The 14248-nt window shown below is 52.0% G+C and carries 12 protein-coding genes; 4 read left to right on the top strand and 8 right to left on the bottom strand.

All coding sequences use genetic code 11. From position 1 onward, the window contains the following. The first annotated feature begins 1761 nt into the window (after positions 1 to 1761). The 3 genes from IFT54_RS00610 (at position 1762) to IFT54_RS00600 (ending at position 3974) form a co-directional block, all read left to right on the top strand. Positions 1762 to 3087: a hypothetical protein gene (locus IFT54_RS00610; RefSeq protein WP_192069298.1), complete on the top strand. Its 1326-nt coding sequence runs from the start codon at positions 1762 to 1764 to the stop codon at positions 3085 to 3087. A gap of 34 nt (positions 3088 to 3121) precedes the next feature. Beyond that, positions 3122 to 3277: a hypothetical protein gene (locus IFT54_RS00605; RefSeq protein ID WP_192069297.1), complete on the top strand. Its 156-nt coding sequence runs from the start codon at positions 3122 to 3124 to the stop codon at positions 3275 to 3277. 517 nt (positions 3278 to 3794) lie between these two features. Further along, on the top strand, positions 3795 to 3974 hold the full coding sequence (locus tag IFT54_RS00600; protein WP_192069296.1) for a hypothetical protein: 180 nt from the start codon (positions 3795 to 3797) through the stop codon (positions 3972 to 3974). Positions 3975 to 4379: 405 nt separating this feature from the next. Here IFT54_RS00600 and IFT54_RS00595 read toward each other — a convergent pair whose 3' ends face one another. Beyond that, positions 4380 to 5483 (bottom strand): sulfatase-like hydrolase/transferase, encoded by a 1104-nt coding sequence (locus tag IFT54_RS00595; protein ID WP_192069295.1) that lies wholly within the window; start codon positions 5481 to 5483, stop codon positions 4380 to 4382. A 211-nt stretch (positions 5484 to 5694) separates the two neighbouring features. Then, a complete protein-coding gene (locus IFT54_RS00590; protein ID WP_192069294.1) occupies positions 5695 to 7125 on the bottom strand; it encodes an O-antigen ligase family protein in 1431 nt (476 codons plus the stop codon). A 507-nt stretch (positions 7126 to 7632) separates the two neighbouring features. Here IFT54_RS00590 and IFT54_RS00585 point away from each other — a divergent pair. After that, a complete protein-coding gene (locus IFT54_RS00585) occupies positions 7633 to 8670 on the top strand; it encodes a hypothetical protein (RefSeq protein ID WP_192069293.1) in 1038 nt (345 codons plus the stop codon). On the opposite strand, the gene IFT54_RS00580 is transcribed toward IFT54_RS00585, so the two are convergent. The 6 genes from IFT54_RS00580 to IFT54_RS00555 are packed head-to-tail and all read right to left on the bottom strand — an operon-like array spanning position 8599 to position 14205. Then, a complete protein-coding gene (locus IFT54_RS00580; RefSeq protein WP_192069292.1) occupies positions 8599 to 9693 on the bottom strand; it encodes a hypothetical protein in 1095 nt (364 codons plus the stop codon). The genes IFT54_RS00585 and IFT54_RS00580 overlap by 72 nt on opposite strands. Continuing rightward, the gene (locus tag IFT54_RS00575; protein ID WP_192069291.1) at positions 9690 to 10424 is read right to left on the bottom strand and encodes a hypothetical protein; all 735 of its coding nucleotides are present in this window, start codon (positions 10422 to 10424) and stop codon (positions 9690 to 9692) included. The genes IFT54_RS00580 and IFT54_RS00575 overlap by 4 nt, the downstream gene beginning before the upstream one ends. Before the next feature lie 8 nt (positions 10425 to 10432). After that, on the bottom strand, positions 10433 to 11329 hold the full coding sequence (locus IFT54_RS00570; RefSeq protein WP_192069290.1) for a methyltransferase domain-containing protein: 897 nt from the start codon (positions 11327 to 11329) through the stop codon (positions 10433 to 10435). A gap of 50 nt (positions 11330 to 11379) precedes the next feature. Beyond that, positions 11380 to 12351 carry a glycosyltransferase family 2 protein gene (locus IFT54_RS00565; RefSeq protein ID WP_192069289.1) on the bottom strand — a complete coding sequence of 324 codons (972 nt, stop codon included), beginning with the start codon at positions 12349 to 12351 and terminating at the stop codon, positions 11380 to 11382. Between the two features lies 1 nt (position 12352). Then, the gene (locus IFT54_RS00560) at positions 12353 to 13072 is read right to left on the bottom strand and encodes a WecB/TagA/CpsF family glycosyltransferase (RefSeq protein WP_192069288.1); all 720 of its coding nucleotides are present in this window, start codon (positions 13070 to 13072) and stop codon (positions 12353 to 12355) included. Next, positions 13069 to 14205, bottom strand: coding sequence for a hypothetical protein (locus tag IFT54_RS00555; protein WP_192069287.1), 1137 nt, complete (start codon positions 14203 to 14205; stop codon positions 13069 to 13071). Before IFT54_RS00555 ends, IFT54_RS00560 begins: the two co-directional genes overlap by 4 nt. Between the last annotated feature and the right edge of the window lie 43 nt (positions 14206 to 14248).

Raw genomic sequence — 14248 nt, 5'->3', positions numbered from 1 at the left:
AAGTAGTTGGTCCAGTAGGCGTTATAGGCTTAGCCGCCATGCACGCAGGTTCAGCGGGACGCCGGATCTGCCGGCACCTGATACTTTGGCACGACCGGCGTGGCCGCATCGAATGCGGTGCCGTCGAGGGCGGCGAGATACTCGCGAACGGTATAAGTATATCGTCGGGCGTCCTGCAGGCGCTACCCGGGCTGCGGGTCTGATGAATGGTATCCGCTCCGATCAATCTAGCATAGACAGCTAAGCCTTCGTCACCAACCAGCCATTCGGCCATGCAGCGCTCGACCGTCGTTTTGAACAGCCGGCGCAGCAGGTCGCTGTCGCGGAAGCGGCCATGGCAGTTCTCCGAAAAGGTGGATGGTAGGGAACATCGCCCTGCAGCCCGAACGGGCATGACCAGCGATAAGCCAGGTTCAGATGCGCCTCGTCGCACAACCGACGCTTAGTGCTCCAAACTGAAACCGTAGAACAGCGCTTTCCGCGACCATCGTCGCCCGCCACCATCGGCTTGTCTCCGCTCACCACGTGACGAGTGGATCGGCTGACGACACTAATGCAAGGCTGACCTTTCCAACACGATCAGTGGAATATCGGACATTGGAGATTGGATTCACTGTACCCGCCAGAAAATCCGTGTTTTCTGATTGTAAGCATGACAGCACAGTTTTCCACAGGATGTGTCAGGAGAACACGTTCTCTGCGCGCGCCCCATGTGCTAAACTCATGAACACGAGAGATCGGAACTGTAACAACGCGTGCACCTATTCTCGCAAGTTCGGTGTCAAGATGATTGACTGTACGAAAGGTCCGGTAGAGTGCTACGATGGGACCTGCGAACCCGACGGGCAGTGTGTTAAAGGTAGCTATGTCGTCCGGTCCATAGAGCTGGAACACTACCCTGTTTCGCAATGATACCGGTACGTGAGCAGCTACTGTCTTCGCAGACAGCTTGAAGTCACTTTTCAGGTATAATACAACAACAAATGACGACAGTTTTAGTTCACCGATAATATCGTCTAGCGTGCAATTATTATTGAATAGAGCTGGAGGAGTTCGTACATTCTTCCCCTCGGCTCCGTGGAAGCAATGAAGCTTACCATCACTACCCAGTGCTAGATCTACCTCTACAAGTACAAATTCGCGAGCGATCGACTGGCGTAGGGCTTTCAGCGTGTTGCGATCTCGATTGCTCCGCCACGCCCCCAAGGCATGAGCGATTCGGACTGTACCGCTTTGATCTGGAGCAGCCCAGCCGAAATCCAAGTTCGGGCGCAGCTGCTTGGCTGTGGACCAATCTTCAGTTTGCCTTAGTTGCACATATTTATCCGTTAGCATGTAGCCCAGTAGTCGGGCATCTAGTCCTTTGATCAATGGACGTACATTTATTGTCATGTACATTAGCACTGCAAATATGATAACGACTTTGAGGGTAGTGTTTAGTGTTTTCACATCGCCTCGCGCAAATCTTCATTAATGACGAGTTCTAACTGATCGTCTGCAGTGCCATTGCAATCTTCTACCCGCCTAAGGCGAACGTGCCTTGCCGGACGCCTGGCTTTTCGCCATAACGGCCTTCCGTTCCGACCGCTGCCTGCGTACGTGGTATCCGATGCTCGAGAGTCATTTCTGTCGTGATTGGTTCGGTGCAAATACGCCATCGCTGGGGAGGGCAAGCTGAGACTTGATAGACGCGATGCTTTGTCGTCGCTTGCACTGCTGCCGCTCATTATTCTTCCCGGATGCTTTTCAAAGGATGGCACTATGGCCTCCACTCCCATTAATGTCTTAGATCTAATTCCACCGTCTTTGCATGCCGGAATAAGGAATTATTCGTCGGATGTCGACGTCTCGTCTTATTTTCAGCAAGCCACTATATTAGCAAATTCCGGTCAAACGTCAGGCGAGGCCCGCGGAGGAACCGTTTTTGTTCCTAACGGACTCTATTGCATTGGGTCGGTTGGTATCAGGGATACCTGCCTTATAGGTGAGAGTCGCACCGGTACAATTTTGCGCAGTATCTCGTCTGGAAATGCCGGACAGTTTATGCTCGATGCTATGCTTGATCGCGATGGACGCAGCAAGAATACACGAGGTCGAGGCTGGGCTGAGCGTATGACCATTGATGCCAATAACACTGGCCGGTCGTGTCTTCGTGTATATGGCGGAGGAATAAGTTGTCGAGACCTAACTCTTCAAAACGGGAATTACGGGCTTGCTGCTGGCTTACCTATGTGGTCGACATTTAGCAACATCCATTCTGAGCGCAACAATGTCGGATTCTATACGTTTCACGACGTTCCCGGCGATATTGGCACGTCAGCTACATTTACTAGTTGCTGGGCAGATACCTGCACGACTTATGGTTTTCATATTTCTCAGTTAGCTTACTCGTCGTTCATAAGCTGTGTTGCTCAAGACTGCGGTGGTATAAATTGGTACGTTCAGGGAGACTTAAACGGCGTTCCAGCCGTCTATTCCCTAATATTTCTTACTTGCGCATCTGAAGGCTCAGGTCAGCCATTCAATTTTCGAAAAGTCCGCGATTTAACAATGATAAATCCGCGAATTATTGGATCGCCATCCTCGGATTTTGTAATTCTCGACGATGCTCAGGGCTCGCTTCGCGACTTTTCGACAGTCGCTTCTCCTCAGCCAGGCCGATACCATTTGAGAGTTATAAGCCATACAAGTGATATCGGATCTATTCTCATCGACAATTCTACTGTGACATACCCATTAGATCAGGACTCCTTCTTTACTGTTAGTGGAGGCGTGGTGAATGGTACAAGACGTAGTATAAATTATGAGTACCGTTGGAATGCTATTTCGGCTGCTGAGCAGGTGAGTAGTAGAATAGAGAATGTCGATGGATATTCGGGTCTAACATTGCGCGACGGATTAGGTAATCGTATCGCTGCATTCCGGCGTGTCGGTACGCCCGTTTTTAAAACGAATGGACCTTTAAACTCACCAGAGGCTAGCCTTGGAATTGGCGACGTATCTTTTCATGTCGAGGGTCAGCGCTTACGCTTTGTGGTAAAAGACAACACGGGACAAGTTCGCTTTGGCGAATTACCAATTGCATAAGTTGCTAACTGACGTCCTCCCTATTTTTCCTCTGATGAAGGTTAATTTTCCGGCCTTTGTGACGATCCACGAGGAGGCGCTGGAGATAAAGGAGACGTGGCACACCGACGGGCAGATCGCGCGTATGTTGAAACAGGCTGAGACCGGCCCGGCGATGGCGGAGGCAATCCACCGAACAGGGGGGGTCTGAGCAGACTATTTGATCGCTGGAAGGTAAGCTGGAAGGCGGCCTTGGCGCCGGCAAGCTGCGACGCCTGAAGTCGTTTCGGGAGCGAAACGGCAAGTTTAGGCAGCTAGTTGCGAGCCTCAGCTTGGACAAGCATATCCGCCAGGACGTTCTGTCAAAAAATTCTGACGCCTTGACGACAGCGTGAGATCGTCGTGCATCTCCAAACGCCCCATGGTGGCAGCGGACGGCAGTTGCCTGGCACTCGGCGTGGATCGGCCATTGGCGCGGTACGTATCGCATTGGCTAGATCAGGCATTGCTGACGCCGCGCATCCGTTATCGGGCGGCGACGCAGACATGGTATGGCTACCTCAGAATTTATATTTTGCTGCGTAGGGAGGGGGGGGGGCGAACAATAAGCGGGTGTATCAGGTTCACCGGGAATATGGTCTGAGCCTTCGCCTCAAGCGGCCTAAGTGCAACATCAGCGATAGCAACCACGAAAGACAATCAGCTCGCCGAGAAACAGGATATTACGGATGGGCTACGTCTCGGACGCATTGTTCGATGGTCACCAGCTGCTTGGGTTGACGGTGGTAGGCCCTTTTACGCGTGAGGAGTTGGCGATCGAGGTCGACCAAGGCATTCTGGGCGAGCAGGTGGTCAAAGCGATGATGCTAATCGCGCTGTCGCTCGTGACGCTGCAGAGCATCAGGTGAGCAACGGGCCAGAGTTTGGCTCGAACGCGCTCGATCACTGCGTACATCGGAACGAAATAATGACCTAGTCACTTTTTAAGTGGCTAAGATTACCCCGGCAGGCGGCCCGATCATCATCATCAAACGTCGATCGCCACATTGCTGCTGTGGCGCCAGTGTCTCATGCCACTTTGCGAGCCGCTGCCACCGAACGGCGCTCGCGACGCTGACACCGCACCGTACCGCGGCCTGCCGACGCGACAAATCACTCGCGATCGCCGCCACGACCCAGTCATGAAGATCCACCAACAATGCCCGCCCCACTCCATGCCAGCCTCCGGCAGCGGCAGGAGGCCTAAGTCAAAGGAACTGCGGCGATGGGAATTCTACTATGATTCAGCTTGGTGAAAAACCGCTCTAACAGCCCTATGGGTGCCAGCTCATGAGTAAATAAGGAACCTTCCCAATAGGAAGGCCTAGCGCTTCTTCACGACCGGGTGGATTATGATCACCTGCCAAATAGACTACAACAGGCTGATGTGTTTTTATGGCAGTCTCATTAGCTTTTGAAATTGCGAGTCTTACAAGCGCTTCATTGACTTGCTTTCCACCCAACGGTTGCCCCGACGGAAGTCTTAGATATACTCGATTCACTAAGTCAGCCGAGATCGGCTCATGTGCACTTAGGGACATCATATAAACAAACTGCCGACCAGGTCTACGAAGCTGATTAATGGCTTTCTCTAACACTACATCGTCGCATATCCCGTCGAAGGCGCCCCCGCAGCGACTTAGGTCGCCAAAGTCTGACGCAAACCAAGAATGCTCAAATCCGATTTGCGGATATATTATCTGTCGGTTGTAAAAGTACCCATCATAGCCGTGAAAAGCTGTGGTGTCATATCCTGCCCGCTTCGCCTCATACGGTAGACAATCGGCTAACGAAGCATCGACGCTGCTAAATGATAGGATGCGCCCGCATAAATCGCGCAACTCACCTGCCAAAGTTGGTCCGGCGTAATCGGTAAATCCTCCCACAACTTTAGCGGATGCGTAAGCTCGCCGGAGATTTGCTATTAGCGCCGCCATATCAGCTGGTGTCTCGCCCCAGGATTCAAGCAGAATAACTAACACTTTTACGGGATGGTTCGTCGCAGAAATCCACATTGCGAGTTGGGTGTGGCCTGGCGACTGAGCATCGTAATGGGGTGGTGCTACAGATACAGAGCCAATACGAACAGCGTCAGTCCACGCTACCTGAAGCGCACGCGGAGCGGGTTGTCGCAACCATGTCATATGTGGCTTAGTTACGCCCCAAGCCTTGGCACCTAGTAATGCACCGTAGATCACAACGACTGCAAGACTGCGGCGCCAGCGTGGCTGCCACGGTGATGGAAGCATGATGAACACAGCAAGAAGAAGCAAGCCGAGAGCAATTGCGCGGCCTTGGGGAAACGACGCAACGTGTAGCATGATCTTAATATAGAATAGATAGCTTTCCGGGAAAATATTCCACTCCAGAAGAATCATACTAACGCATAATATACACCAGATTAGCCGAATAAGTCGCGCAGCGGGCTGCCATACAAGGCCTTCAATGACAGCAAGTATTACAACATCTGCTACAATTTTAGGTTCTCGGTAGACAAGACTCCAGGTAACACTGGGGATAGTTAAGTATAAGAGCGCGAAGAATATTCCCATGACTGGTGCACTGCGGACCCAGACGGCATACTTGACATTAACCCGGAACACGATGTTCGCGATCGCGCCGAGCGCTCGTTGGATGATCTTTCCGGTCAATTACATCGATATCAGCTGCATCATGATTGGCGACTGCTCGGGACATCCATCCAATAAGAAGAGCAAAGATCATTGCCGCCAAAGGTGTGCGGAGCGGATAATCAACAAGACTAGAGATCATAAGAAGCGCAGTGACGATGGTTGCCATGCGCGCTGTATCGCCCACCCGTGGTCGGGCCCAGATCGTAAAAGTCGTTTTCAGCCACCAGAATACAAATGCCAATAGGATACATGCAGCGGGCACGCCGCCATCACTGACAAACTCAAGCGGGTCCGAATGGGCATGATTCAGATAAGTACGGAACAGCTGCGAATAGGGCTCGATGGCACGGAAGGCCGGGTCGAATGTCCCAAAGCCAGTGCCGATCGGTAGGTTCTCGCGGATAAGGCGCACGATTGGCTCGACGACAAGGACACGTTGCTCTTCACCGACATCGGTTTCCGTTAACCGTTTCATGGCTAGCGAGCGGTCGCTCAACAAGGTTGCAACAAGCCCCAATGCGACGATTGCTACTAGCCCTCCCCCTACCGCTAACCACTTCCGCGACAATTGCAGCTTACGCATGAAGGGCCAGACCAATGCCATGGTGGCAATTAGAGACACTGCTGCAACTACCAGTCCACCGCGCGAGCCGGTAATAAATATCAGCGGTAATAAGAATATCGCAATGGCCATACAGGACAACGCCACAGCCAAACCGCGCCCCCGCACCCGTGCCGCCCGCACTCCTAACACGGCCAGCATGGGAAACATGGTTGCCAACAGCACAGCCTGATGGTTGCGATTTGCAAACAAACCAACCGCGCCGCCCTTCTGACGAACGTTGTAAAGGTACCAAGAGGAGTCGGGTGAGCCAGATATTTGAACAAGCGCAAGTACGGCTGATACAACGCCTACGGCAACAATTATTCGGATTTGGGTCATCCAAGTTTCCTTGGGGAGCCAAGCCGTCATAACAAGCGCCGCGGCCGGGATAAGCAGCGCTAATAGACTATTTAGTGTGCGCATCGGAACGATAGAGATTGCCATCCACGGCTGTGGCATTCCGACGGTATTTGCAGCGCTAGCGAGCCGCTCCCGTCCAGGTAAAGTTGTCCAGATCGATGGAGGTAACGGCACTAATTGCAGAACCATCCAGATTGCCAGCAACGCCAGTAGTGCCAGCGGTATTCTTACGCCTTGCAGCCGCGCAGTAGGAAGTTTCACAATCGCTGCCGCGAGGCAAATTACCGCCATAAGCCGGACGACCATGACAATTATGACATCACCCCGGTTCAGACCACCGGATATAGCCGCGGTTATTATCAGTAGAATCAGCAGAGCAAGCGGCAGCCGGACGGCTCTAGCAGACGGATCATTGGATATCATAACGGCACATCAAAACCCGCATTACGCCTTAGGAGATCACGTGATAGCGCATCTATCACCCACGTCCCCGCTCTTCGCTTTACCATGGCTTCATTATGCCGCAAGCGACCGCGTATGAGCGATTTTGACCCTGTCCGACGTGCGACACTTGCTGGCGCAAGCAGTGCCTTCCTGAGTCGTTCGAGTGTTGCCCTGCCACCTACGGGGCCCTCCTCCACCACGGCAACGGTATCGGTTCTCGACTATATTCCGTCAGCCCTACATGGCAGTATCCGCCAAGGCAGATGCCGGAACGATTTAACTCGTTTTTTTCAAGCCGCAGTAATCGCTGCTAATGCTGGTAGGGTTCTTGGCGAGGGTCCAGGCGGTGTCGTCTTTGTTCCTGCAGGCACCTATCCCGTGTCCAGTATTGGCATTCGCGACACGATAATCCGCGGTGAGCATCGGAGTTCTAGTTGTATCGTTGCCAGCACGACTCCCCGAGGCGACGCTTTTCTACTCGATGCTATGCTTGATCGTGATGGCCAAACTAAAAATGCATCTGGAAATGGCTACGCCGAAAGCCTATCCATTGACGCTGGAGGCTTGGGCTACTCAGGGCTAAGAACTTATGGTGGAGGTTGCTCTCCTCGTGACCTTACGATTACTGGTGCGAAGGTTGGCATATCTGCAGGGCTTCCAATGTGGTCGACTTTTAGCAATATTTACTGCATAGATTGCGAAATCGGCTTTTATACTTTTGCCGTGCAGGTGGGCGATAGTGGCACATCGGCTACATTCATTAATTGCTGGGCAAATCGATCAAAGCGTCATGGCTTTTATATTACACAGTTAATGTATTCATCTCTTTTAAACTGTGCGGCACAGGACAGCGGCGAGAACGGGTTTTACGTGGAAGGCGATGCCAACGGTTCATCTGCTGCTTACTCTTTGCAGTTCATAGGCTGCGGCAATGAGGGCCGCGGCCGTCCGTTCTATTTTCGCAAATGCCGCGATTTGACTTTAATCGGCGCACGGATCGTGTCGCCGGCTGTAAATACTGATTTTATAACGCTTGATGATAGTTCCGGATCAATTCGTGACGTGTCAACAGTTGGCCCGCCCCGCCCACCGGCACTGTCTGTCCGGCTAGTCAATCACGGTGCGCCTCCCGGTGGGGTCCTTATTGACGGTAGCATTTTAATAATCGATCCACGTTCACAAGCCGCATTTACTGTGATCGGTGGAGGAATAAATGATCAGACCGGTCTTCAGGCTCCCGGCCTCACGCTAGCATCTTCGATCGGCATGACAGACGCGCGGGTTGAAATGACGGAAGACATCCCCGCAATGACGCTGCGTGCAGGTAAGACCAGGCTAGCTGCCTTTCCGCTACGAGGCGGAGCCATTCTCTCAGCTCCGCCAGCGACTGATCTCGCCAAGATGATCGAGCGAGACGATGTAGCCATTACACTGACCTCGGATCGTCGCGGATTAAGGTTTCTTTTCAAGGACGGTGACGGTCGTACCAGAGCAATTGAGGTTATCGGGCAGCTTATCGATTAAGCCCGTCTCGCGTGCAGCCACGCCACGAGCCCGCAAAATAGCCCAAGCCGCAAGTGGAACAGGTAGAACAAAGCCTGCATACATCAGCAGCGTCACGGCCGGCATGAAGTGATCCTTGCCGATCCACAGCGCTGCCAGTGGCAGAATTGTTGCAATAAGATTTAACGTAAAACCTCTGCCGCGATTCAAGTTTGCCAAAGCAACCGTCGTGCCCAACCACATTGAGCCCCTAAACCCTTCCGCCACCAAAATTGCAGCAGCAGAAGTTATCGTCCCCTGAGGAAGAGCCGCGCCAATTACCGCACCAGTGAAACTTACTACCCAGAGCACAAGAGCTGCGCGCTCTAGTGAAAAGGTAGCGCGCATGACAGCCGCCGTCCAAACCGCCGCACCAACACCGTTCACAATCAAACCAAAAGACTCAATATGAGTGCGGTCTATCACACCGCCCCCATCGAAAACATCACGCAGTGCGATCAAAACAACCGGAGCGATGCAGATAGACGGCAACTGAACAATAAATGAGTCAAAATGAGCATGCCCCTCATCCCGATTAAGAGGCCTTCTAAAAAGTCTAGCAATATATGCGCAGCTGAGAACGCTACCAGTTACGGTGAGAAAGGGATGCGCCATCAGAATTAGCAACACCGGTGGTGCGAGAAGGTCCCACGCAGAATTGCGGATTTGGCCAAGCTCGCTACGGATATTGATTATAGCAAAGGCCATTAAGTAGAAACTGGCAATTATTGACAATAGTGATCTTGTTAACACAAACTCCGACGAAAACATTGATAGCAGGATTAAGGAGAAAAGCGGAAGCAGGTATAGAGATAAATGTCTTGGTCTATACTTTGATGAATAACTCGCCCCACGCAACTCAACCATCATGTATATTGAGAATATTGCAATATACCCACTGCGCGCCAGTGATATTATCTGAGATGGAATATAAAGATGGGGTGCTAGCTGTACCAATCCGAGCCATAATACGCCGGAAACTAACAACCAAAAGAGCGATCTCATCGCCGCTCTCCCACTATTTTGCGGGTAAGCCCGTAGATTTGGCTACCCAACCACGTTCGAGGTCGAAGTGAGATTAGATGGGTCGGAACTGCGTCAAATAGATGATGCTCGACAAAAATGCGTGGCAACCGGCTTGCGGCACTCGCTTCATTCCAACGACCATCTTGCTTCTGCATCCAATGACTTAGCTGTGCGGCAGCAGCCGGAGAGAACAAAGGTTCGCTATTTGCCTGCCGTTCAGCAAATGTATGTATTGCCGCGGCAATAGAATGTTGAAGAGTCGAAACCAACGCGGTTGGCATGACAATGATTCTGCTGTTGACCTTGCGCGATGTGCGGGTGAAGTTGTCCAGCCAACCTGCAATACGCCCCCCGCGGGCGTCCGCTACCATGGCAGACAAGATGTACCGGCCTGGCCATTTGATCGTCCAATTGCGACTGTAGCTATCATTCAGCAGAATTGTCAGGCCGCCGTCGTCAGGTTGCGCATGGTTCAGTCCAGCGATCCAACCTGAGAACTCCCAGAAATCATTTGCACCTGCTACGAACTCAATCCGATCAGGAGCTGAAACGCTTTGTAGGTGCTCTCCATTGTCTATCACGACGACGGTATCGATCTTCAGTCTGCTGGAACGCTCAAAGTCCCCGACAAGGACACGAATTTCATCTGGCGAGCGGATGTAATAGGCGACTAGAACTAGCTGAGTGGTCGCGTATTTAGCAATTTCCATGACAGCCCTTACACGTGCGGCTTGCGGGCAACGAAGACTATCTCCTCCCCCCGATCACTTGTTCCCGCCTGCGCGCGGAAGGCTTTATCGGCGCGGCGCAGGCGCGCCAGACGGCCCAGCGGGATCGAAGTAGCACCAGCAGCTTGCCCGCTCACCTCGTCAACCCAAGCCGCGCTACGCGCTGACGATCGATTGCAAGTTACTTCGAAACCAGTATCGCGCGCCAGCATGTCGAGCGCGGCAAGCGTAAAAATAGTCAAGTGGCGCGGAGCTTCAAATCCGCGCCAGAATCCTCCCCAACGCTCTCTTCCTATGCTGTTGATATTTGGCGTGACAATTGACAACTCGCCGCCTGACTTCAAGATCCGATGCGCCTCGACAAACGCTTTTCGCGGGTCGCGCACATGTTCGATGACATGATGCATTAATACGGCATCGGCGCTATTGTCCCCCATCGGTACAGCCTCGGCGCTACCGACGTTAACGTCAATTGATGCGGCGCGTGCGGCTTTCACCGCTTGGGGATCAGGCTCAACGCCTGCCACCTGTGTCCATCCAGAATGTCGCAGCCGCTTAAGGCGCGCCCCGTCACCGGCGCCGATATCAACGATCAGCCCATCGCGCGGCTTCAGACCACCTAGCTCCCAAGCAATTTGTTCGGCCAGCCAACCTATCACCGGGAAGTGCCGGATCTTACCATATGCCCGCGCACCCAACGTTGAAAGATGCGCTTCGATCCGGCCTGGCAGCGAGGTGCCTCCGCTGTCTTCATGGGTATAATAGGTCGAATAGGCAGTGGCCAGTTCGGCATCAGTTGGCGCGGGCAGAGGAAAGGCGACGCCGCACACAGCACTGGTACAACGTTGATATGCCCATTCTCCCGGGGACCCGAAAAAGTGATCCACAAGTACAGCCAGGTTTTTAGATGGCGCCCCGCACAAGGGACAGGCAGACGTCATGACAGCAGCGACCTCAGTTTCATGGCTACGGCGCGATAGCGCGGTTCGGTAAGAATGGCAGCATATGGGCCGACTATCGACAGTCCAAGTGCCTTAAGTGGTGCACCTTGAACGTAAGCAGCGCGTAACAGCTGTCGCGCCCGTATGCGATCTCCACCGTGAAAGCTCTTCAGTGCCTCAAGGATCAGGTAGTAAGTTGCGCGTTTTCGGATATGCTTCGCATAGCGTGGAAAGCGCGCTGTGAGGAGTCCTAGAGCCATAAGATTTTCCTCAAGCACCATGCCGCGAACCGTTTCGTCGCGGCCGATGCTCCCTAAATGCTTGCGATAGCGCACATACACCCCAGCGACACGGATATAGGGACCGCCTGTGGCGATCATTTCAAAATCAAATATGTAATCGTTGTGAAACCGGAACCGAGCGTCAAACGCGGCCGGCATTCGGTCTCGCCGTAGTAATAACGTCGAGGGCAGCATCTGTACCCTTGGATCAAGCATTTTACGAGCGTCAACCTTATCGACAGAGAAGGCTCGGCCGCCATAGAGTTGCGAAAACAAACCAAGTGTTTCGTTTTGAGGCCAAGAGAACACCTCCGCATCGTGATAGCAACCTGATGCAGTCTGATCCTCTTCGAGGACTTTTACTTGCTGGATGATCTTCCCCGGAAGCATAACATCATCGCCGCCAAGCCAAGCCAGGTAAGTACCGCGAGCGGCTCCTAATCCAGCGTTAAAGTTGGCAGCAATCCCGCGATTAACCGTGCCCCCTACCAGCCGGACTAGGCTTGGATAGTTCTTGATCCATCGGTCAATTATCTCACGCGTTCCGTCGGTCGATCCGTCATCGGCGACGATGATCTCAATATTGGGATAGTCCTCACTTTGCTTAACACAGCCATTGAGGGCCAAGTCGATAAATTCGGCCTGGTTGTACGACACTACAACGATGCTAACTAACGAGCCTACCATTTTAGTCTTTCCCGCCTGTCAGCCGTACTAGCGATGGCACCATCATCCGTAGAACAAAGAATGTGGCATAACTTCTTACGAGCCGATCCCAACGCTTGCTGGATGGTTCAATAAGTAGACGCCAGACTCCTTCCATCCCGATCGCCTGAACCCATTCCGGGGACCGAGGAAGGGTGTCTGCAAGAATCTCAAACGAGCCGCCAATGCAGTAAATTGGCGCATTAATTCGATGCCAGAGCGCTTGCGCTAGTAATTCCTGCTTTGGCACCCCAAGCGCGATCGCTATAAGACCCCATGGTCCTGGATGACATGCAAGAATTGCATCCGCTTGTGTTACTGCATCAGCCAATGAGCTGATTTGGATGATTCTTTCATCAACTACCGTTTTTAAGTCTGGATACTTATCTGTTACCTTACGAACGGTTTCGGCACTAGATCCAATAACAAGCAGTCGACTATTTTTTGTTCGCGTCAGCCATTGGCTAAGCAGTACATTTCCTTGTACCAGCTCCATACTGGCCGCCAGGACTCGCTGAAACAATGTCGCGGCTCCACGACCATCTAGACAGTGACGTGCGCCAGCATCATCAAACATGGCAGCGGCTGCTAAGGGCGAGCGACGCGCCTCATACACATGCTGCATATTAACTGTGATCAAATAACCCTCTTCAAGGTTCAAGCACTGTTCCATGGTTAAGAAATTTGGAAATGACGTTGTCATGCAATATTAACTCGTGCGATCGACTGCCTCTTAGGCATTAACTCGGCAGTATCACCCTGCGCCCGCGGTGCGCTTGCCATTACCGCCAAGATTGCACCGATCAAAAGTCCGCCAATCATGCTGCCATAGTCGAGTAATGGCACGATCATGAAGTAGGCGATAATTCCTGCGGCAACGATATAGGTTCCAGGAATGGTCACTGTCTTCACGAAAAATCGTAGCCACATGTATAACATGGCTATGGCAATACCAACTCCAACTATCCCATAGCGATATACAAGCAGTATTGGGCCATAGTCCGAGGCAAAAAAGTTTCCAGCTGTCCCCAACTGGATTTTTTGAATCGCTTCTGGAACTAAGCCGATGCCAAAAGGAAAGGCATCACGTGAATAGGCTATGGCTGCGCGATAGTCGCGACCCGCAATTTGGGAATCACCAGATGGCTGTATCGAAACATAAGCAAAGTAGATAACTCCCAACACAATTGCCAATAGTGGCCAGCGTAGGAGTGGCTGCCTAACATATATCCACTGACCGATTATAGACCCGCACAGCATAGCCTCACTTCGGCTAGTGCTAAATAAAACAATGTGTAAAAATGCAATACTCAGAGACCCGAGTTCTTGGTACCGTAGAGGCTCATTGCTCTGGATCGAAATAATCATTCTAATCCAGACAAATAATACAATCGGGATTACCGAAATTACATATCGGCTTGACCCACGGCCACCAATAGAAAGGTATCCCGTCCTAACGAAAAACCAAGTTACTAGAATGTCAGCGATAATTAGTACGCCAGTTAATCCCAAAACCATATCGCCAATATTGCGCACTGTCATATTACGAAATAGCAGAAACGCTACCGGGGCAATTGTGATAAGGAGACCAAATCTTCCCTCTTGCAAAGCTCCCGCTAACGTACTTCCATAGCGTACATAACCGATCAGCCACGCATATACAAAACGGAGTACAACCAGCAGTAGTATAATTCCAAACCAACGGCCAAGTTTAGGAACCATCCGCGTCTGCCATAGTAGAATGGCAAGTACTGCAAACTCGCTGATTGATAATCCTACCTTAGCAATAACGTTTTCTTGAAGGAGGGGCAGCTGCGACAGTGATGCTATTTGCATTAGTGCTGCTAGCACAAAAAGCCATGTCCGCGTTGGACCAAAC

Origin of the sequence: Sphingomonas sp. CFBP 13714 (genome assembly GCF_014842205.1) — a bacterium.
Taxonomy (GTDB): domain Bacteria; phylum Pseudomonadota; class Alphaproteobacteria; order Sphingomonadales; family Sphingomonadaceae; genus Sphingomonas; species Sphingomonas aerolata.
The sequence above is the reverse complement of the archived record's forward strand: the minus strand, read 5'-3'. Positions and strand labels throughout refer to the sequence as shown.

Excerpts from the sequence above, each read along its gene's own strand:
- IFT54_RS00610 (WP_192069298.1), top strand. The coding sequence starts at position 1,762 with ATGGCCTCCACTCCCATTAATGTCTTAGATCTAATTCCACCGTCTTTG.
- IFT54_RS00605 (WP_192069297.1), top strand. The coding sequence starts at position 3,122 with ATGAAGGTTAATTTTCCGGCCTTTGTGACGATCCACGAGGAGGCGCTG.
- IFT54_RS00600 (WP_192069296.1), top strand. The coding sequence starts at position 3,795 with ATGGGCTACGTCTCGGACGCATTGTTCGATGGTCACCAGCTGCTTGGG.
- IFT54_RS00595 (WP_192069295.1), bottom strand. The coding sequence starts at position 5,483 with ATGATTCTTCTGGAGTGGAATATTTTCCCGGAAAGCTATCTATTCTAT.
- IFT54_RS00590 (WP_192069294.1), bottom strand. The coding sequence starts at position 7,125 with ATGATATCCAATGATCCGTCTGCTAGAGCCGTCCGGCTGCCGCTTGCT.
- IFT54_RS00585 (WP_192069293.1), top strand. The coding sequence starts at position 7,633 with ATGCTTGATCGTGATGGCCAAACTAAAAATGCATCTGGAAATGGCTAC.
- IFT54_RS00580 (WP_192069292.1), bottom strand. The coding sequence starts at position 9,693 with ATGAGATCGCTCTTTTGGTTGTTAGTTTCCGGCGTATTATGGCTCGGA.
- IFT54_RS00575 (WP_192069291.1), bottom strand. The coding sequence starts at position 10,424 with ATGGAAATTGCTAAATACGCGACCACTCAGCTAGTTCTAGTCGCCTAT.
- IFT54_RS00565 (WP_192069289.1), bottom strand. The coding sequence starts at position 12,351 with ATGGTAGGCTCGTTAGTTAGCATCGTTGTAGTGTCGTACAACCAGGCC.
- IFT54_RS00560 (WP_192069288.1), bottom strand. The coding sequence starts at position 13,072 with ATGACAACGTCATTTCCAAATTTCTTAACCATGGAACAGTGCTTGAAC.
- IFT54_RS00555 (WP_192069287.1), bottom strand. The coding sequence starts at position 14,205 with ATGCAAATAGCATCACTGTCGCAGCTGCCCCTCCTTCAAGAAAACGTT.